14 protein-coding genes are annotated in these 20,143 nt (G+C 73.2%); 4 read left to right on the top strand and 10 right to left on the bottom strand.

The features are described 5' to 3' along the window. Positions 1 to 90: 90 nt before the first annotated feature. Entirely contained in the window at positions 91 to 2,613 is a 2,523-nt protein-coding gene (pepN, locus tag C6W10_RS35220) for an aminopeptidase N (protein WP_107263309.1), read from the bottom strand. A 70-nt stretch (positions 2,614 to 2,683) separates the two neighbouring features. Here pepN and C6W10_RS35225 point away from each other — a divergent pair, with 70 nt between their 5' ends. The 3 genes from C6W10_RS35225 to trpS all read left to right on the top strand — a co-directional run bounded on the left by C6W10_RS35225 (position 2,684) and on the right by trpS (position 7,294). Continuing rightward, positions 2,684 to 2,902 carry a DUF397 domain-containing protein gene (locus tag C6W10_RS35225; RefSeq protein ID WP_101371446.1) on the top strand — a complete coding sequence of 73 codons (219 nt, stop codon included), beginning with the start codon at positions 2,684 to 2,686 and terminating at the stop codon, positions 2,900 to 2,902. 323 nt (positions 2,903 to 3,225) lie between these two features. Continuing rightward, the gene (locus tag C6W10_RS35230) at positions 3,226 to 5,949 is read left to right on the top strand and encodes a PQQ-dependent sugar dehydrogenase (protein WP_107263310.1); all 2,724 of its coding nucleotides are present in this window, start codon (positions 3,226 to 3,228) and stop codon (positions 5,947 to 5,949) included. Positions 5,950 to 6,262: 313 nt separating this feature from the next. Next, positions 6,263 to 7,294, top strand: a complete 1,032-nt coding sequence (trpS, locus tag C6W10_RS35235) for a tryptophan--tRNA ligase (RefSeq protein ID WP_107263311.1) — start codon at positions 6,263 to 6,265, stop codon at positions 7,292 to 7,294. Between the two features lie 3 nt (positions 7,295 to 7,297). On the opposite strand, the gene C6W10_RS35240 is transcribed toward trpS, so the two are convergent. The 8 genes from C6W10_RS35240 to C6W10_RS35275 all read right to left on the bottom strand — a co-directional run bounded on the left by C6W10_RS35240 (position 7,298) and on the right by C6W10_RS35275 (position 17,155). After that, positions 7,298 to 7,795, bottom strand: a complete 498-nt coding sequence (locus C6W10_RS35240; RefSeq protein ID WP_107264538.1) for a GNAT family N-acetyltransferase — start codon at positions 7,793 to 7,795, stop codon at positions 7,298 to 7,300. A gap of 165 nt (positions 7,796 to 7,960) precedes the next feature. Continuing rightward, complete coding sequence (gene obgE, locus C6W10_RS35245) at positions 7,961 to 9,445, bottom strand: GTPase ObgE (protein WP_107263312.1); 1,485 nt, start codon at positions 9,443 to 9,445, stop codon at positions 7,961 to 7,963. A gap of 155 nt (positions 9,446 to 9,600) precedes the next feature. Next, complete coding sequence (rpmA, locus tag C6W10_RS35250; protein ID WP_101367567.1) at positions 9,601 to 9,858, bottom strand: 50S ribosomal protein L27; 258 nt, start codon at positions 9,856 to 9,858, stop codon at positions 9,601 to 9,603. Positions 9,859 to 9,887: 29 nt separating this feature from the next. Beyond that, on the bottom strand, positions 9,888 to 10,202 hold the full coding sequence (gene rplU, locus C6W10_RS35255; RefSeq protein WP_101367568.1) for a 50S ribosomal protein L21: 315 nt from the start codon (positions 10,200 to 10,202) through the stop codon (positions 9,888 to 9,890). Positions 10,203 to 10,431: 229 nt separating this feature from the next. Next, a complete protein-coding gene (locus tag C6W10_RS35260; protein WP_107263313.1) occupies positions 10,432 to 10,965 on the bottom strand; it encodes a hypothetical protein in 534 nt (177 codons plus the stop codon). Positions 10,966 to 11,110: 145 nt separating this feature from the next. Beyond that, positions 11,111 to 14,173 carry an Rne/Rng family ribonuclease gene (locus C6W10_RS35265; RefSeq protein ID WP_107263314.1) on the bottom strand — a complete coding sequence of 1,021 codons (3,063 nt, stop codon included), beginning with the start codon at positions 14,171 to 14,173 and terminating at the stop codon, positions 11,111 to 11,113. Between the two features lie 109 nt (positions 14,174 to 14,282). After that, positions 14,283 to 15,029 carry a TIGR03936 family radical SAM-associated protein gene (locus tag C6W10_RS35270; protein WP_107264539.1) on the bottom strand — a complete coding sequence of 249 codons (747 nt, stop codon included), beginning with the start codon at positions 15,027 to 15,029 and terminating at the stop codon, positions 14,283 to 14,285. Positions 15,030 to 15,166: 137 nt separating this feature from the next. After that, positions 15,167 to 17,155, bottom strand: a complete 1,989-nt coding sequence (locus C6W10_RS35275; protein WP_107263315.1) for a TIGR03960 family B12-binding radical SAM protein — start codon at positions 17,153 to 17,155, stop codon at positions 15,167 to 15,169. 235 nt (positions 17,156 to 17,390) lie between these two features. Here C6W10_RS35275 and C6W10_RS35280 point away from each other — a divergent pair, with 235 nt between their 5' ends. Beyond that, positions 17,391 to 19,400 carry a hypothetical protein gene (locus C6W10_RS35280; RefSeq protein ID WP_107263316.1) on the top strand — a complete coding sequence of 670 codons (2,010 nt, stop codon included), beginning with the start codon at positions 17,391 to 17,393 and terminating at the stop codon, positions 19,398 to 19,400. 37 nt (positions 19,401 to 19,437) lie between these two features. Here the strand turns inward: C6W10_RS35280 and C6W10_RS35285 are convergent, their stop codons facing one another. Further along, complete coding sequence (locus C6W10_RS35285; protein WP_107263317.1) at positions 19,438 to 20,124, bottom strand: 1-acyl-sn-glycerol-3-phosphate acyltransferase; 687 nt, start codon at positions 20,122 to 20,124, stop codon at positions 19,438 to 19,440. Positions 20,125 to 20,143 lie beyond the last annotated feature (19 nt).

The raw sequence follows: 20,143 nt of genomic DNA on the forward strand, positions 1-20,143 counted from the left end.
TGATCGTAAGCCGGACGCGCCGCCCGGTCCGGCGAGCATGAGCCAGATCGCATTTTCCGGCCCACCGGAGGGCCCGGCCCGGCCGGGGGTTCAGCGCCGCGCGGCGAGCGCCCGGCGCAGGTCGTCGTCCTCGTCGACCACCACCCGGCGCAGGCCGGAGGGCAGGTCGTCCCGGCGCAGCAGCGCCGCCGCCAGTTCCCGGGTCCGCGCGGAGACGGCGTAGCGCGGATAGGCCAGCGCCGCGACCCGGTCGGCGACCCAGGGGGTACGCCGCCGCGCCGCCGCCGGCATCTCGGCGAAGTACCGCTCCACATAGGAGTCGGTCAGTTCCGCCTGCTCCGGTTGCCAGAACCCGCGCGCCGTCGCCTCCAGCAGCCGGTTCGACAGGCTCGTCTCGCCGACGAGCAGCCGCCAGGCGTGCTCCTTGGCCGCCGGGTCCGGCAGCGCCGCCCGACAGGTGGCGGCCCGCTCCGCCCCGCTGGCACTTCGGTCCTCGGCCTGCTCGGCGGCGACCTCCGGCTCCCCCACCGCACCGAGTACGGCCAGCCGGCCCAGCACCGCCCAGCGCAGCTCGGCGTCGACCGCCAGCCCGTCGGGCACCTCCTTGCCGGCCAGCCAGCCGGTCAGCCGGGCCACCTCGACGGTCGAGGAGATCCAGCCGCGCGCCGCGGCGAGCTGCCCCGAGCCGCCGGGCGGGGCGACCGCGAGCAGCCGCGTGCAGGCCCCGGCGAGCTGCTCCAGCGCGGCCGGCCGGACCTCCGGCTGGAGATGGCGGTCGAGCAGGTCGCGGGTCCGGGCCAGCACGTCCTGCACCACGACCACCTCGGTCTCGGCGGGCAGGGCGGCCACCACCAGCGCCACCAGGTCGGCGACCGGCCGTTCCCCGTCGGTCACCGCGTCCAGCGCCTCCGCCCAGAGCAGCGCCCGGGCCAGCGGATCGGCCAGCTCGGGCAGGGCCGCCGGCACGGCGGCGACGGAGGCGGCGTCCAGGCGTACCTTGGCGAAGGTCAGGTCGCCGTCGTTGGGCAGCAGCAGCCGGGCCGCCGGCTGACCGGTCAACCCGGGCAGCACCGTACGGCCGCCGTCCGCCGCCGGGTCGAGGTCCACCTCGACCCGGTCCCGCAACCGCAGCGCGGTCCCCCCGCCGGCCGGGTCGGGATCGTAGAGCCCGACACCGATCCGGTGCGGGCGCAGCACCGGATGCTCCGGCGGGGCGGTCTGCACCAGGGCGACCTCGGCGTAGTGCCCGTCGTCGCGCAGCCGCACCTCGGTGCGCAGGGTGTTGAGCTGCGGCTGCCGCAGCCACACCGCCGCCCAGCCGGCCAGGTCGCGGCCGCTGCCGGCGGCGAGCGCGGCGAGCAGGTCGGCGAGGGTGGCGTTGCCGAACCGGTGCGCGGCGAAGTATCCCCGCAGCCCGGCCAGGAAGGCGTCGTCGCCGAGCCAGGCGACGAGCTGGCGGAGCACCGAGGCACCCTTGGCGTACGAGATGCCGTCGAGGTTGGCCAGCGCCTCGGTCGCGTCGGCCACCTCCGTCGGCGCGACCGGATGGGTGGAGGGCCGCTGGTCGGCGGCGTAGCCCCAGGCCTTGCGGCGCAGCGCGAACGTGGTCCACGCCCGGTCGAACCGGGTCGCCTCGGCGGTGACCCGGGTGCCGAAGTACTCGGCGAACGACTCGTTCAGCCACAGGTCGTCCCACCAGCGCAGGGTGACCAGGTCGCCGAACCACATGTGCGACATCTCGTGCGCGATGCTGTTCGCCCGCTGTTCCCGCTCGGCGTCGGTCACCGCCGACCGGGGCAGGAACTCGTCCCGGAAGGTGACCAGGCCCGGGTTCTCCATCGCGCCCATGTTGAACTCCGGCACGAACGCCTGGTCGTACTTGCCGAACGGGTAGCGCACCCCGAAGAGCCGGTGCAGCCGGTCCAGGCACTGCCGGGTGACGGTGAGGATCTCCTCGGCGTCCCGGTCCAGGTGCTCGGTGAGCGAACGCCGGCAGTAGAGGCCGAGCGGGATACCGTCGTGCTCGGCCCGGCGCACCGCGTACGGGCCGGCGACCAGTGAGACGAGATAGGTGGCCAGCGGCGGGGTCGGGGCGAAGACCCACCGCCCGGCGACCGGCCCGCTGTCGAGCCGCCCGTTGCAGGCGACGATCCACTCCTCCGGCGCGACGACGGCCAGGGTCACCGGCGCCTTCAGGTCGGGCTGGTCGAAGCAGGCGAAGATCCGCTGGGCGTTGTCCATCCCCGACATCGCGTAGAGGTAGGTCTCGCCGTCGGCCGGGTCGACGAAGCGGTGCAGCCCCTCGCCGCTGTTCGAGTACGCCATCTCCGCCTCGACCACCAGCGTGTTCTCGGCGACCAGCCCGGTCAGCGGGTACTGGTTGTCGTCCAGGGCGGCCGGGTCCAGCTCGGCGCCGTTGAGTCGTACCCCGAGCAGTCGAGCCGGCCTGACCTCGACGAACGTCCCGGCCCCCGGCGTGGCCGCCCGGAACCGGACCGTGGTGGTCGACCGGAACCGCTCCGCCGACCCGGTGAGATCAAGTTCGATGTCGTACGACTCCACGGTGAGCAGGGCGGCGCGTTCCGCCGCCGCTACCCGGGTCAGGCTCGGCATCCGCTTATCCTGCACGATGGGTCCGCGGACGGTTCGGTCCCGGCCAGATCACGCTATGGAGGAACCGACGATGGCGCAGCACCCCAAGGGTGATTTCGACCTGTCCCGCGCCGTGTGGCAGCGGGCCGAGGGCGACGACTCCGAGGGCGCGGTCGAGATCGCGTTCGTCGACGATCTGATCGGCATGCGCAACTCCGCCGAACCGGACGGTCCGGTGCTGGTCTTCACCCAGGCCGAGTGGGACGCCTTCGTGGCCGGCGCCCAGGACGGCGAGTTCGACCTCGACTGACCGGGGCGGCGCAGCGGGCGGCTGCGCACCCCGGGCGGCCGTGTGGCGGCGGCCGGCCGGTCGGGTGGAACCGGTTCGCCCGACCGGACAGGCACTCTCCGATGATCCGCTGAGGCGGTGCGTCGTGATCCGGGCGGCATCATCCCCATACATCAGATGACGTACGGTTAGCCCGTAGTCACGAGATGCTCACTCCGGGCGGGACCGGGCTGCCGCGCCCCGCCCCTCCCCCTAGCGTGACAGGTCCTTTGTGCACCCGGTCCCGGACCGGTGCGAAGGTCGCACCGTGCACTGCTTGGAGCTGCGCCAAGTTGGGGGAACGAATGCCATCTTCCGCACGACCGTCACCGGTCAACCGCCTACTACGGACAGGAGTCGCGGTCGCGCTGGTCGCGGCGCTGGCCGCACCGATCTCCGGTACGGCACCCGCCGCCGCCGTGGTGCTGCCGACCGGCTTCCAGGAACAGGTCGTCTTCACCGGCCTGAACCAGCCGACCAATATCGAGTTCGCCCCGGACGGGCGGGTCTTCGTCGCCGAGAAGGGCGGCCGGATCAAGGTGTACGACGACCTCGCCGACACCACCGCCACCGTCTTCGCCGACCTGTCGGCGAACGTGCACAACCAACACGACCGGGGACTGCTCGGGCTGGCCCTGCACCCGGACTTCCCGACCCAGCCGTACGTCTACGTGCTCTACGCCTACGACGCCCCACCGGGGCAGACCGCGCCGTACTGGAACGACAACTGCGCCTCGGTCGGCGGTACCAACGGCGGGCGGTGCATCGTCACCGGCCGGCTCTCCCGGCTGACCGCCGCCGGCAACACGATGACCGGCACCGAGCAGGTCTTCATCGACGACTGGTGCCAGCAGTACGCCAGCCACGCCACCGGTGACCTGCGGTTCGGTGCCGACGGGATGCTCTACGCCACCGCCGGGGACGGAGCCAGCTACGACCTGGTCGACTACGGCCAGCTCGGCACCCCGCCGAACCCCTGCGCCGACCCGCCCGGCGGCACGATGTCCCCGCCGACCGCCGAAGGCGGCGCGCTGCGCTCCCAGGACTCCCGGACCACCGCCGACCCGACCAGCCTGGACGGTACGGTGCTGCGGCTCGACCCGCTGACCGGCGCCGCCGCCCCCGGCAACCCGTCGGCGGCCAGCCCCGACCCGAACACCCGACGGATCGTCGCGCAGGGGCTGCGCAACCCGTTCCGGTTCACCATCCGGCCCGGCACCAACGAGGTCTGGGCCGGTGACGTCGGCTGGACCCGGTGGGAGGAGGTCAACCGGGTGGTCGACCCGACCGCCTCGGTCACCAACTTCGGCTGGCCGTGCTTCGAGGGCGCCGGCCGGCAGAGCGGCTACGACAGCGCCAACCTCGACATGTGCGAGAGCCTCTACAGCGGTGCCGGCCAGACGGCCCCGTTCTACACGTACGACCACGCGGCCCGGGTGGTGGCCGGGGAGGCGTGTCCGACCGGCAGCTCGTCGGTCTCGGGTGCCGCCTTCTATCCGGCGGCCGGCGGCAGCTATCCGGCCGAGTACGCGGGCGCGCTCTTCTTCTCCGACTACTCCCGGGACTGCATCTGGGCGATGCTGCCCGCCGCACCCGGTGGGCTGCCGGTGGCGAGCAGCCGGCGTACCTTCGGCAGCGCCGCCGCCAATCCCGTCGACCTGGCCATGGGGCCGGGCGGTGACCTCTACTACGTCGACCACGCCGGTTCGGTACGCCGGATCCGCTACTTCCCCGGCAACCAGCCGCCGGTCGCCTCCATCGCCGCCTCCCCCACCTCCGGGACGGCGCCGCTGACGGTGAACTTCGACGGCACCGGCTCCTCCGACGCGGACCCGGCCGACGCCGGCCGGCTGCGCTACGAGTGGGATTTCACCAACGACGGCACCGTCGACGCCACCACGGCGACGGCGACGTACACCTATCCGGCCGGCGGCCCGTACACCGCCCGGCTGACCGTCTACGACACGCTGAACGCCTCCGGCACCCAGACGGTGCCGATCCAGACCGGCAACAGCATGCCGACCGCGGTGATCGACAGTCCGGGCGGCGACTTCACCTGGGCGGTCAACGACACGATCAGCTTCACCGGGCACGCGACCGACCCGGACCAGGGCACCCTGCCGGCCAGCGCGCTGCACTGGCGGATGCTGCTGCACCACTGCTACACGCTGGACAACTGCCACATCCACACGTTGCAGGACTTCACCGGCGCCAGCGGCAGCATGTTCGGGCCGGACCACGAGTATCCGTCCTATCTGGAGCTGGTGCTCACCGCCACCGACAGCGGCGGACTGTCGCACAGCACCAGCGTGCGGCTCGACCCGGAGACCGTCGACCTGACCTTCAACTCCAGCCCGCCGGGCCTGCAACTGGTCTTCGGCGCGACGGCCCAGGCGGCACCCTTCACCCGTACCGTCATCCAGGGGTCCAGCAACACGGTCAGCGCGGTCACCCCGCAGACCCTCGGCGGCGTGCCGTACGTCTTCGGTTCCTGGTCCGACGGCGGGGCGCAGACCCACGTGATCACCGCCCCGACCACCCCGACCAGCTACACCGCCACCTACAACCCGCAGTCCGGCAGCACCCGGCTGCCGCAGTCGGCCTGGACCGTGGCCGGGGCGGACAGCCAGGAGACGCTCCTGGTCAACGGCCGGGCCAACAACGTCCGGGACGGCAGCAGCTCGTCGATCTGGCACACCCAGCGGCTGCTCTCCAACCCGGCGCACCCGCACTGGATCGACCTCGACCTGGGCAGCGCCCGGACGGTCAACCGGCTGTACTACCTGCCCCGGCAGGGCTCGAACACCGGCGGCCGGATCACCGGCTACGAGGTGTACGTGTCGAACAGCCGGAGCAGTTGGGGCACCCCGGTGGCCACCGGCACCTTCCCGAACAGCGCGGCGGAACAGACGGTGACGATCCCGCCGACCAGCGGCCGGTACGTCCGGCTCCGCGCCCTCGGTGAGGTCAGCGGCAACCGGTGGACCTCGGTGGCCGAACTCAACGTCGGTGTGGTGCCGACCGGCTGACCCGCCGAACCGGCTCCCCGGCGAGCGCCGGTGACGGCTGACGACCGTCGCCGACCGCTCGCCGGGAGCCGCCGACCGCTCGCCGGGAGCCGCCGGCCCGAGCCCGCCGACCGGGGCACCCGGTGGACCGCCCCGCCGCTACGCCGCCCTGCTACCGTGGAGGTGTGCGGATGACCTCGAACGGTTGGTGGCTGCCCTGACGGGCGGCCCGCGCATCCGCGTACCCGAACAACAGCCAGCGGCCGCCCTCCGGGCGGCCGTTTCGCATGTGCTCACCCGGGGGCGACCGCCACACCGGTAAGGAGCACCCGTCATGGCCCCGAGCACCGCACTTCCGGCAGCCACCGCACTCGCCCCGAACGCACCGGCGCTGCGCCGGATCACCGGCCTCAAACCAACCGGCCACCTGCACCTGGGCAACCTGGTCGGTGCGATCCGGCCGATCGTCTCCGGCCAGTACCGGGCCGAGACGATCGTCTTCCTCGCCGACCTGCACGCGCTCACCGTGACCCACCAACCGGCGCAGATCCGGGCGCTGACCCTGGAGCAGGCCACCGTACTACTCGCCGCCGGCCTCGACCCGGACCGGGCGCTGCTCTACGTGCAGTCACAGGTGCCGCAGCACACCGAACTGCACTACCTGCTGGAGTGTGCCACCGGCTACGGCGAGGCACACCGGATGATCCAGTTCCGGGAGAAGTCGGCGCGGCACGGGCAGGTCCGGCTGAGCCTGCTCAGCTATCCCGTGCTGATGGCCGCCGACATTCTGCTGCACGACGTGCAGGAGGTGCCGGTCGGCGACGACCAGAGCCAGCATCTCGAACTCACCCGCGCCGTGGCGACCCGGTTCAACACCCGGTACGGCGACACCTTCACCATCCCCCGGGCGGTCCATCCGACGGTGTCGGCCCGGCTGATGGACCTGGCCGACCCGACCGCCAAGATGGGCAAGACCAGCAGCAGCGAGGCCGGCACCGTCTTCCTGCTCGATCCGCCCGAGGTGATCCGCCGCAAGGTGCTGCGCGCCGTCACCGACCCGGGCCGGACCGTCGAGTACGACCCGCAGCGCCGGCCCGGTGTGGCGAACCTGCTGGAGATCCTGGCGACCTGCCTGGGCGGCTCCCCCGCCGACCTGGCCGCCGGGTACGGCTCGTACGCCCAGTTGAAGAACGCGGTCGCCGAGGCGGTCGAGGCGATGCTCCGGCCGATCCGGCTCCGCTACACGGAACTCGCCCGCGATCCGGGCTATGTCCGGCGGGTACTCGCCGACGGCGCCGACCGGGCCCGCGACAACGCCACCGACACCGTCCACCGGGCGAAGCGCGCGCTGGGGCTGCTGCCCTGAGGGCTACCCCAGCGAAGCTGTGACCTCGGCCCGTCCGGGCAGCCGCTCTCTCCCCGAGGTGGCCGGCTGCCGCTTCTCGAAGCAGACGCTGTAGGGGTTGCTGGTGTATTCGCCGTAGGCGGGGATCTCCACGTAACCGGAGGAGAGGTAGAGCTGGATGGCGCCGGGGAGGTAGCTGCCGGTCTCCAGCCGCAGTACGGTCTGCCCGGCCCGCAGGGCCAGTTCCTCGAGCGCGCCGAGCATCTGCCGGGCGAGGCCCTGACCCCGGTGGGCCGGCCGGACGTACATCCGCTTGACCTCGGCGGTGTCCCGGTCCAGCGTCTGGATCGCCCCGCAGGCCACCGCCCGGCCGGCGATCACGCCCACCAGGTAGCGGGCGTCGTCGTGCGGCATGAACACCTGCCCGTCCAGACCGCCGTCGGCTTCCCGAAGCTCACGCTGCTGGGCCACCACCAGGGCGGCCAGCTCGGGATCCGACGACGCACGCGACTCGATCAGCACACCGTCGACGGTAACCACCAGGCGTTTCGTCGAGGTTTCGGCCAAGTGGACCCGATACGCCGACGCAGCGAACTAATCCGCGTCCGGCGCCGCTAATCCGCGTCCCGGCACAGCAACCTAATCCGCGTCCGGCGCCGCGGACTAGTCCACGTCCGGCGCAGCTAACTAGTCCGCGTCCGGCGCCGTGCTGCCGTCGGGCCGCTGCACGGTGCCGTCCGGGGTCGGGTCCGGGGTCGCCTCCTCCGGCGACCGCTGCCGACGGGCCTTGCGGGCGGCGAGCCGCTCGGCCGCGGTCGGCCGGGTCACCTTATCGGCCAGCCGGCTGTCGGTGCCCCGGGCACTCGGCACGTACTCGGCACCGGCGTAGAGCGTCGGCTGCCAGTCGAACTCCCGCTCCCCGATCCGGACCAGGCTGCCCGGCTCCGCACCCGCCTTGGCGAGCTGCTCCTCGACACCGAGCCGGGCCAGCCGGTCGGCCAGGTAGCCGACCGCCTCCTCGTTGTCGAAGTTGGTCTGCTTGACCCAGCGCTCCGGCCGCTGCCCGCGTACCACGTACGCGCCGTCCGGTGCCGTCTCGATCGTGAAGCCGGCGTCGTCGACCGCGACCGGCCGGATCACGATCCGGGTCGGCTCCAGGTCGGGCGCCACCGCCCGGGACTGCTCGACCAGCTCCGCCAGCGCGAAGGTCAGCTCGCGCAGCCCCTCGCGGGTCACCGCCGAGATCTCGAAGACCCGCAGGCCACGGGCCTCGATGTCGGGGCGGACGATCTCGGCGAGGTCCCGCCCGTCCGGTACGTCGATCTTGTTGAGTACGACCAGCCGGGGCCGGTCGGCCAACCCGCCGTACTCGGAGAGCTCCGCCTCGATGGCGTCGATGTCGGCCAGCGGATCGCGCCCCGGCTCGGGGTTGGCCGCGTCCACCACGTGCACCAGCACCGCGCAGCGCTCGATGTGCCGGAGGAACTCCAGCCCGAGCCCCTTGCCGGTGGCGGCACCGGGGATCAGGCCCGGCACGTCGGCGACGGTGAAGGTGTGCTCGTCGACCCGGACCACGCCGAGGTTCGGCACCAGCGTGGTGAACGGGTAGTCGGCGATCTTCGGCTTGGCGGCCGAGAGGACCGAGATCAGCGAGGACTTGCCGGCCGACGGGAATCCCACCAGGCCGACGTCGGCCACGCTCTTGAGTTCGAGTACGACGTCGAGCCGGTCCCCCGGCTCGCCCAGCTCGGCGAAGCCGGGCGCCTTGCGCCGGGCGTTGGCCAGCGAGGCGTTGCCCCGACCGCCCCGACCGCCCCGGGCCACCTCGAAGGTGGTGCCGGCGCCGACCAGGTCGGCCAGCACCGTGCCGTCCATGGCGTGCACGACCGTGCCGTCCGGGACCTTGAGCACCAGGTCGTGCCCGTTGGCACCGTCCCGGTTGGAGCCGGCGCCGCCCTTGCCGTTCTCGGCCTTGACGTGCGGCCGGAAGTGGAAGTCGAGCAGGGTGTGCACCTGGGGGTCGACCACCAGGGACACGCTGCCGCCGTGTCCGCCGTTGCCGCCGTCCGGCCCGCCGAACGGCTTGAACTTCTCCCGGTGGATCGACACGCAACCGTGCCCGCCGTCACCGGCCTGCAGGTGCAGTACGACCCGGTCAACGAACGTCGTCACGCTGCAATCCTTTCATCGGCGCCGACCGGCGGCGCCGGATACGGCACAGGTCGGTCGCCCGGCCGGACGGCCGGGCACGGTCGACCGGTGCCCGAGAAACGGCGGAGCGGGCCCGGACACCAGGTCCGCGGCCCGCTCCGCCGGAAAAGCTGACGTTACCGCTCGGACGGCACGATGCTGACGACCTTGCGGCCGCGCTTGGTGCCGAACTGGACCGCACCGGCGGCCAGCGCGAAGAGCGTGTCGTCGCCACCGCGACCGACCAGGTCACCGGGGTGGAACTTGGTGCCCCGCTGCCGAATCAGGATCTCGCCGGCGCTGACGACCTGCCCACCGAACCGCTTGACGCCGAGTCGCTGCGCCGCGGAGTCGCGACCGTTCCGCGAGCTGGACGCACCCTTTTTGTGAGCCATCTGAGGACGACCTGTCTTTCCGCTGGGGCTTACTTGCCGTTGGAGATGCCGGTCACCTTGACCTGGGTCAGCGGCTGGCGGTGACCCTGGCGCTTGTGGTAGCCGGTCTTGTTCTTGAACTTGTGGATCCGGATCTTCGGACCCTTCGTGTGTGCGGCGATCTCGCCGGACACCGCGACCTTGGCCAGCTGCGCGGCGTCGGTCACCAGGTTGTCCCCGTCGACGAGGAGGACGGCGGCGAGCTTGATCGCGTCGCCGGGCTGGCCGACCAGCTTCTCGACCTCGATCACGTCGCCCTCGGCGACCTTGTACTGCTTGCCGCCGGTCTTGACGATCGCGTACATCGGACGCGGACTCCCTGTCGTTGAGGCTGCGGGTGGTTGTTCGCGACGGTCCGCTCGACCGCACGGGAGGTGCGGGGCGGGCACGCGAGAACGTGGCGCGTAATCAGCGCCGCAGGTTAGCGTACGCCATGACGGGCCGCTCACCCAAACCGGGCCTGCCGATCGGCCCGGGCGGCGGGGGCGGTGACCAGGCTCGTCACCCTCCTCGGCGCTGCCGGGCCGGTCGGGATCAGCTCGGGCAGAGCACGTCCAGCCGCTGCTGCAACTGCTGGAGCTTGTTCTCGTCGACCGACTCGACGCTGGCCTTCATCGTGCCGACCTCGGTCGCGATCTCGGCGAGTACCGTCTTGAGCCGCTCGTCGGTGGCCCGGGCGGACTGCTCCCGCATCGCCGCGCCCCAGGTCTGCAACGCCGCCTCCGCCTTGCGCTGGGCCGCCTGCGCCCCGGCGGTGTCGCCGCTTCCCGCCGCCTGGAGCGACTTGCCCAGTTCGGAGACGAAGGTCTGCACGGAGGAGGTGGCCGCCTTGGTGGCCGCCGCGCAGACCTCCTTGCCGTTGCCGCCGGCCGGGCTGGTCTCCACCGGCGGTGACCCGGCCGGACCGCCCGGGCTGGCGCCCGGCGTCGCGGTGGCCGACGACGACGGCACGCCGGCCGACGGGCCGCCGGAGGGCCCGGGCCCGGCGACACCGTCCCGCTCACCCGAGCAGCCGGCGGCCGCGAACAGCGCGGTGGCGATAGCGGCGGTCACCAGCAGGCGTCGCATGGTCTTCTCCTGTCGGGGGGCGGCCGGTCCCGAGCGGGGCGGTGCCGACGGTGGTCGGACGCCCGGCCCGGGATCGCGAGGGAGTGAGCCCAGCCTAGCCACCAGCGGCGTCAGCGGAGCAACCGTCTCCGCCGACGGCGCCGGGTCAGGGCCGGGTGCGGCGGCGGGTACCGCCACGTCGGGCCCGGCGACGACCGCCGCCGATCTCCGCGCCCTCGCCCTCCGCGTCCAGGTCACCGGTGTCCTCGATCCCGTCCGGGTCACCGGCCCCGGCCAGTCGCATCGACTCGGCCGGTGCGGCCTCGACGACGTCGCCGGCCTCGGGGGTCTCCGCCTCGTAGCGGGACAGGTCGTACCCCATGGTGTCCTCGTACTCCGAGACCTCGACGACGACCCGCTCCGGCGCGGCGGCCTTGCGGCCCCGGCGCCGACCGCCGCCGGCCGGTGCCTCCGAGGCCGGGGCGGCGGCCGGTGCCGAGGTACCGGTGGCCGAGGCGACCGCCTTCACCTTGTCTCCCGCGCCCGGGCGGGACTTCTCCGGCACCGGCTCGGTGTGGATGATCACGCCACGGCCCTTGCAGCAGTCGCAGGTCTCGCTGAACGCCTCCAGCAGCCCGGCACCGATCCGCTTCCGGGTCATCTGGACCAGGCCGAGCGAGGTGATCTCGGTCACCTGGTGCTTGGTCCGGTCCCGGCCCAGGCACTCGGTGAGCCGGCGCAGCACCAGGTCCCGGTTCGACTCCAGCACCATGTCGATGAAGTCGATCACGACGATGCCGCCGAGGTCACGGAGGCGGAGCTGCCGGACGATCTCCTCGGCCGCCTCCAGGTTGTTCCGGGTGACCGTCTCCTCCAGGTTGCCGCCGGCACCGGTGTACTTGCCGGTGTTGACGTCGATCACCGTCATCGCCTCGGTACGGTCGATCACCAGGTGGCCGCCGGAGGGGAGGAAGACCTTCCGGTCCAGCCCCTTGAGGATCTGCTCGTCGATCCGCCGCTCGGCGAAGACGTCCGCCGTACCGGTGTGCCGGCGCAGCCGGGGCACCAGGTCGGGCGAGACGTGCGAGAGGTAGGACTCGACCATGTCGTACGACTCGTCGCCCTGCACTACCAGCTCGCGGAAGTCCTCGTTGAACAGGTCCCGGACCACCCGGATCACCAGGTCGGGCTCCTCGTAGAGCAGCACCGGGGCGCCACCCTCGGCCGCCTTCGCCTGGATGTCCTCCCACTGCGCCTGGAGCCGCTTCACGTCCCGGGCCAGCTCGTCCTCGCTGGCGCCCTCGGCGGCGGTCCGGACGATCACTCCGGCACCGTCCGGGACCAGCTTCTTCAGGATGTCCCGCAGCCGCTTGCGCTCGGTGTCGGGCAGCTTGCGGCTGATCCCCGAGGCGTTGCCGTGCGGCACGTAGACCAGGTGCCGCCCGGAGAGCGCGATGTGGCTGGTCAGCCGGGCGCCCTTGTGCCCGATCGGGTCCTTGGTGACCTGCACCAGCACCGAGTCGCCGGAGCGCAGCGCCTGCTCGATCGAGCGGGCCCGCCCCTCCAGGCCGGTGGTGTCCCAGTTGACCTCTCCGGCGTAGAGCACCGCGTTGCGGCCGCGCCCGACGTCGACGAAGGCCGCCTCCATGCTGGGCAGCACGTTCTGCACCTTGCCGAGGTAGACGTTGCCGGCCATCGTGCCGGCGGAGGCGCGGGTGACGTAGTGCTCGACCAGCACCCCGTCCTCCAGTACGGCGATCTGGGTCCGGTCGCCGCGCTGGCGTACCGCCATCACCCGGTCGACCGCCTCCCGGCGGGCCAGGAACTCCGACTCGCTCAGGATCGGCGGCCGGGTACGCCGCTGCTCACGACCGTCCCGGCGGCGCTGGCGCTTGGCCTCCAGCCGGGTCGAGCCGGAGACGCCCTGCACCTCGTCCACGCTCCGGCGGGGCTCGCGGATCTTGATGACCGTGGGTACGCCGTCGTCCGCCGCGCCGTCGGTCTCCCCGGCGCCCTTGCGCCGACGTCGGCGGCGGCGTCGGGTGACCCCGTCGCCGGCCTCGCCGTCCTCGTCCTCGTCGTCGTCGGCCCCCTCCTCGGCCTGGGCCGCCGGCTCGTCGCCCTCCTCGGAGTCCTCGACGTCGTCGGCACCGCCCTTGCCCCGGCCCCGGCCCCGGCGGCCGCGTCGCCGCCTGCGCCGGGCCGCCGCGCTCTCCTCGTCCTCGTCGGCCTCGACGTCGGAGTCGGTGACGTCGGCGGCCTCCTCGTCAATGACCGCCTCGACCTCGGCCTCGACCTCCGGCACGGCGGGCTCGGCGGCACGCCGGCCACGGCGACGCCGTCGGGCGCCCTCGACGGGCTCGACCGGCTCACCCTCGGCCTCGGCCTCGGTCGGTCGGGTCGCCGCAGCGGGCTCGACCGCCGCACCGACCCGGGCCGGCGGGGTCTCCGGCTCGGGAGCCATGAACAGCACGGTCGGCGCGGAGAGCGCCGCGCGGCGCCGACGCCCACGGGGCGTCTCCTCGGCCACCACCTCGGCCTCGGCCTCGGCTGGGCCGCCGGCCGCCGGCAGGCCGGCTCCGCCGGTCAGTTCGGGGGCGGCCGGGGCGCCGACGTCGGACCCGGTCACCGGGACCTCGCCGGCCGCCGCGGGAGCGCTCTCGACGGCCTGCGGCGGGGCGACGGCCGCGTCGGTCGGCTCGGCCGGCGGCGCCGCCTTCTTCCGGCGGGTACGCGTCACCTTCACCGGCGGTACGGCTTCGATCGCGGCCGCGTCGTCGGCACCGGCGGCGGAGGTACCCGGGTCGACGGCCGCGGCCGACTCGCCGGCCGGAAGTCCGGTGTCGTCCTTCTTCTCCGCCGTGGTGGCCTTGCGGCGTCGCCGGGTCGCCTTCGGGGCGGGCTCGATGTCGGCGGCCACCGGTGCCAGCACCTCGGCGTCGGGCGCCTCTCCGCTGGTGGTCCGGGCCGTGCTGGGCGCCTCGGCCGGTACGCCGGTCGGCGCCGGTTCACTGGACGGGCTGGAGGTGCGGCGCCGGGTGGTACGCCGACGAGCCGGCGCCTCGGCACCGCCGCTCTCCGGGCTGGCGCTCTCCGCGCCGGCGCTCTCCGGGCTGCCGCCTCCGGCGCCCGTGCTACCGGTGTCGCCGGTGTTGCCGCTTGCGGTGGTGGCGTCGACGGCCGGCTCAGCGCCGGTCCGGTCTCCGCCCTCTGGCTCGTTCTCGAGCATGGACGTTCTCCAGTTCTGGCTTCCCCGGGCGCGGGTGAGCGCTGCCACGCAGGGTTGCCGCAAAGTATTTCCGGTGACGCGTCAAGGTGACCGGGTCGCCGAAGTCTGCCTACCTGACCGCCGGCCGGGCTTCCGGCTGGCGTTCGCCGATGGCGGTCCCGTCGCGATCCGCCTCCAACGGATCCACGATCTCCCCCTGCGTGGTCAGCGTGCCCTGTGCCAGCCGGGTCGCCCTCGGCGGCACCGGCGGCTCCAGGTCGGCCACCACGCGGAGGCCGGAAAGGACGTCATCGGGCCGTACGGACGGGGTGACCTGCCGTACGACCACTTCGAGTATCGCACACGGTACGCCCGCGACCCCGGAAGGTGCCTCGGTCCTCTCGATCACATCGATGGTCGTGACGGCGGCACGGGTGTCGAAGACGCGTCGTCCCTGCTTGGTCATCCGCTCGACCAGCACCTCGGAGGCGGCCAGAAAGGTCGACACGGCGGCACGGAGGACATCCGGCGCAACACCGGGCAGTTCGATCCGCCAGCGGGAGGCGTCGATCCGGTCGGCGAGGCTGCCGCCGCCGGCCACCACAGCGTCGAGTACGTCGAGTCCGGGCGAGAGCACGCCGTCCAGGGCGATCCGCAGCTCGGTCGGGTCCACCGGCCGCTGGAGCCCGATCTCCAGGTACTCCGCCTCGCTGGCCACCCCGGTCGGGGCCGCGCTGGCGTAGGAGATCTTCGGATGCGGGGTGAAGCCCTGCGAGAACGCCACCGGTACGCCGGCCCGGCGCAACGCGCGCTCGAAGGCTCGGGCGAAGTCCCGGTGTGAGGTGAACCGCAGCGGACCGCGTTTGGCGTACCTGATGCGGATCCGCTGTACGACCGGCGCCTGGCCGCCCTCCGGCTGTGGTTTTCTGCTGATCGTGCCGCTCCTCGGGTGCGGATGGTCGGGGTGCGCCCGTTCCCCTGCGGAGTCGACTGCTCCGGCGGGAACGGTCCAGGTCAGTGTCCGGTGCCGGCCGGCAGCCGCAGGCCGGTGTTGACCGGCGTCAGCGGCAGCAGCTTCTTGCCGGTCGGACCGATCTGGATCTCGGTGTCCATGGAGGGGCAGACGCCGCAGTCGAAGCACGGCGTCCACCGGCAGTCGTCCTGCTCGTACTCGGTGAGGGCGTCCTGCCAGTCCTGCCAGAGCCAGTCCTTGTCCAGGCCGGAGTCGAGGTGGTCCCAGGGCAGCACCTCGGTCTGCTCCCGCTCCCGGACGGTGTACCAGTCGAGGTCGACCCCGAAGGTCGGCAGCACCTCGGCGGCGGCGTCGACCCAGCGCCGGTAGGAGAAGTGCTCGCTCCAGCCGTCGAACCGGCCGCCGTTCTCCCAGACCCGCCTGATCACCGCGCCGACCCGGCGGTCACCCCGGCTGAGCAGCCCCTCGATCAGCGACGGCTCGCCGTCGTGGTAGCGGTAACCGATCGCCCGGCCGAGCGACCGGTCGGAGTTGATCGCCTGCTTGAGCAGCCTGAGCCGGTTGTCGATCACCTCGGGGCGCTCCATCGGCGCCCACTGGAACGGGGTGTGCGGCTTGGGCACGAAGCCGCCGATCGACACGGTGCAGCGGATGTCCTTGGAGCCGGTGGCGGCCCGGCCGGCCTTGATCACCTCGTGTGCGAGCCGGGCGATCTGGAGGACGTCGGAGTCCTCCTCGGTCGGCAACCCGCACATGAAGTAGAGCTTCACCTGCCGCCACCCGTTGGTGTAGGCGGTGACCACGGTGCGGATCAGGTCCTCCTCCGACACCATCTTGTTGATCACCTTGCGGATCCGCTCCGAGCCGCCCTCCGGGGCGAAGGTCAGCCCGGTACGCCGGCCGTTGCGGGACAGCTCCTGGGCCAGCTCGATGTTGAACGCGTCGACCCGGGTCGACGGCAGCGAGAGCGAGACGTTCGTGCCCTCGTACTGCTGGGCGAGGCCGGAGCACATGTCGCCGATCTCCGAGTGGTCGGCCGATGACAGCGACAGCAGCCCCACCTCGTGGAAGCCGGAGTATTCCAGGCCGTCCCGCACCATCTGCCCGACGGTGGTGATCGAACGTTCGCGTACCGGCCGGGTGATCATGCCCGCCTGGCAGAACCGGCAACCCCGGGTGCAACCCCGGAAGATCTCCACCGCGTACCGCTCGTGCACGGTCTCGGCGAGCGGCACGATCGGCTTCTTCGGGTACGGCCAGGCGTCCAGGTCCATCGTCGTGCGCTTGTGCACCCGGAACGGCACGTCCGCCCGGTTCGGCACGACCCGCTGGATCCGGCCGTCGGGCAGGTAGTCGACGTCGTAGAAGCGCGGCACGTAGACGCTCTCGGTCCGGGCCAGCCGGAGCAGCAGCTCGTCCCGCCCGCCGGGGCTGCCCTCCTCCTTCCAGGCCCGGACGATCTCGGTGATCTCCAGTACGGCTTCCTCGCCGTCGCCGAGCACCGCCGCGTCGATGAAGTCCGCGATCGGTTCCGGGTTGAACGCGGCGTGCCCGCCGGCCACGACCACCGGGTGCGCGTCGGTGCGGTCGGCGGAGAGCAGTGGGATGCCGGCCAGGTCGATCGCGGTGAGCAGGTTGGTGTAGCCCAGCTCGGTGGCGAACGAGATCCCGAAGAGGTCGAAGGCGCCGACCGGCCGGTGCGCCTCGACGGTGAACTGCGGCACGCCCTCGGCGCGCATCAGCCGCTCCAGGTCGGGCCAGACCGCGTACGTCCGCTCGGCCAGTACGTCCGGCAGCTCGTTGAGCACCTCGTAGAGGATCTGCACGCCCTGGTTCGGCAGGCCCACCTCGTACGCGTCCGGATACATCAGCGCCCAACGGACGACCGCCGACTCCCACTCCTTCACCACCGCGCCCAGTTCGCCGCCGACGTACTGGATCGGCTTGCTGACCTGGGGCAGCAGTTGCTCGAGCTGCGGCCAGACCGTCATCGCCGCTGACCTTTCCGCGGCGGACGACGCGGCGCTCATGGAACCTCCCGGGACACTCCGTTGGAACACCAACCATCCAGGGTACGCGCCACCCCCGCACCTCGGCGCGGTAGTCCCCGGGCCCCTCCCGATGCGGTGTTTCCACCGGAACGTGCCACGCACGCCCGCTCGCCGGGATTTCCCCGCCGTCCGAGACGCTCGTACGATCCGGCGTGGAACGACCGATTGGTCGGGCGGTACTAACCTCGGACGGGCGCGAGAGGAGATCCGCACAATGCCCCAGCCCCAGCCGGAGGAGACCGTACCGGCGGGCCGAGCCACGCCGGCCGGACCGCCCCCGGCCGACGGACCGTCGACCGTGGCGTCCGGCGACCAGCACGCCCCGGCCGACGACGAGCATGCCCCGGCCGACGACGAGCACGACGGCCGAGTCGCTGACCGGCAGGAGCGTGGCGCCGCCGACCAGCAGGAATATGCCGCCGCTGACCGGCAGGGCCGGACCGGCGAGCCGGACGACACGGCCGTGGACGTCCCGGCCGGGCCGGACGGACCCGCCGACGGGTCGGCCGATGTCGACGCCGACGCCGATGTCGACGCCGAGCTCGACCAACCGACCCGGCCCACGCCGCGGTCGCCCGACCCCGCGGCCTCCACCGCCACCTCCACGCTCGCCGAGCCCGACGGGGCGGTGCCACCGCCGCCCGGCCCCGACGAAGGGTCCCCGGCCGAAGGACCACCGTCCCCGGCCGCCTCCGAAGCTCCCCCGAGCGAGGAACCGCACTCCACCCCCACCAAACGTGACGTGGCCGAAGAATCGCCCGCCACGGTCGACGGGCCACCATCCCCGGCCGGTGCCCCACCGTCCGCCTCCACGGCCGCTGCCAGCCCCGACCGGACCGCCGCCAGCCCCGACCCGACCGCCGTCAGCTCCGACCGGACCGCCGCCGGCCCCGACCGGACCGCCGCCGATCCCGACCCGACCGCCGCCGGCCCCGAGCCGCCGGCCGGGGCCGGTACGCCGGCAGCGTCACCGGAGGACGACGAGGCGGCCCCTACCCGGGTCGCGGCGCCGCGCTGGACCGGCTCGGCGGCCGTACCACCGCCCCGGCCGCGCAAGCGTCGCTGGTTCCGGGGCGGCCCCGAGGAGCCCGACGAGGCGGCGGCACCGACGGCGCGCACCCGGCCACCCGATCCGACCCTGCGGATGCCGGCCGTCGAGGCGGACGAGGACGAGATCCCCACCCCGGTCGACCCCTGGGCCGGTGCCGCCGAGGACCCGTGGGCGGCGCACCCGCCGTACCCGCCGGTCGCCGGCCACCCGCCGGCGGCGAGTCATCCACCGGTCGGCTACGACGCGCCGGTCAGCCCACCCCCGGCCCGGCAGTTGCCGGTGACCCGGCGTTTCCCCGCGCCGACCGGCCCACCGCCGCCACCGCCACCGCGCACCGCACCGGCACCGCGCACCGCACCGGCACCGCGCACGCCGCCACCGCCGCAGACTGCGCCACCGCCACCGCCACCGCCACCGCCGGCTCGGGCCGCCCGACCGCCGGCCGCGCCAGCGCCCCGGAAGCAGCCGCCGCCACCGCCGGTCGCCCCGCCCCGGCCGGCGAAGCAACGGCGCCGGCCGGAGGCACCACCGCTCCGCAAGGCGCCGCCCGCACCCGTTCCGCCGGTACGCCGACGACGCCGCTGGCCCCGGGTGATGTTCACGCTGACCCTGCTCAGCATCGCCTGCTGCTGCGGCATCCCGGCGTACTACGCCAAGCCGGTCTGGGACCAGTACCCGGCGTCGCCGAAGGATCCCCTGCCCAGTGAGGTACTCGACCTGCGGCTGCTGGACAACGCGTCCGGCCGGCAGACCGCCGAGCAGTTGAAGCAGGAGGTCCAGGGGCGGAACTGGTTCAACGGCGGCGAGGCGTTCGCCGGGGTCTACCGGGCCTCGAACGGCAAGCGGGTGGTCATCTTCGGCAGTACCGGTTTCCGGCTCAGCCCGGAGTCGGCGGTGCAGGAGGAGGTCACCCGGCTCCAGGACGAGTACGGGGTCGCCTCGGTCGAGTCGGTGCCGACCGGCGTACGCGGCGAGTACCGCAGCTGCGGCACGGGCCGGGCCGACGGTGACGAGGTGGTGGTCTGCACCTGGGGGGACCACGGCAGCCTGGCCACCGCCCTATTCACCCGACTGTCGATAGCGGACAGCTCCGAGCTGCTGACCACGCTGCGGGAGAACATCATCGTGCGGGACCCGGTCGGCTCCGGCGGCGGCAGCCCCAGCACGGGCTGAGCCGGCCGACGCCCAGCGGCGGCGGACGGACGGGGGTCTACGAGCCGCCGTTCTCCGCCGCGTTGCGGGCCGGCGCGTACCGGGGCACGTACTCCTGCCCGGTCAGCTTCTGGATCTCCGCCATGATCTCGTCGGTGATCTGCCGCAACGAGGTACGGTCCGTCGGGCGGCCGACGAACTCCATCGGCTTGCCGAACCGGATGGTCACCTTTCCGGTGCCCAGCCGGGGCAACCGGGCCCCGATCGGCTGGACCCGTTCGGTGCCGATCACCCCGACCGGGATCACCGGCACCTCGGCGGCGAGGGCCAGCCGGGCCACCCCGGTACGCCCCCGGTAGAGCCGGCCGTCCGGCGACCGGGTGCCCTCCGGGTAGATCGCCACCAGGTCACCGGCGCGGAGCACCGGGATCGCCCCGTCGAACGCCGAGAGTGCGGCTCGGCCGCCGGCCCGTTCCACCCGGATCGCACCGAGCCCGCTGATCACCGACCGGGTGATCCAGCCGCGCACCCCGGTACCGGTGAAATACTCGGCCTTGGCCCAGAAGGCGAGGTGCCGGGGCACCACCGAGCCGAGGAACAGCTCGTCGGCGACCGAGAGGTGGTTGCCCGCGAAGATCGCGCCGCCGGTCGCGGGGACGTTCTCCAGGCCCTCCACGGTCGGACGCCAGGCAACCCGCATCGCGGTGCCGACGGTGTACTGGCCGATGGTGTAGAGCAGCGGCACGGGACCTCCGGCGGTCGAG

Origin of the sequence: Plantactinospora sp. BB1 (genome assembly GCF_003030385.1) — a bacterium.
Taxonomy (GTDB): Bacteria; Actinomycetota; Actinomycetes; order Mycobacteriales; family Micromonosporaceae; genus Plantactinospora.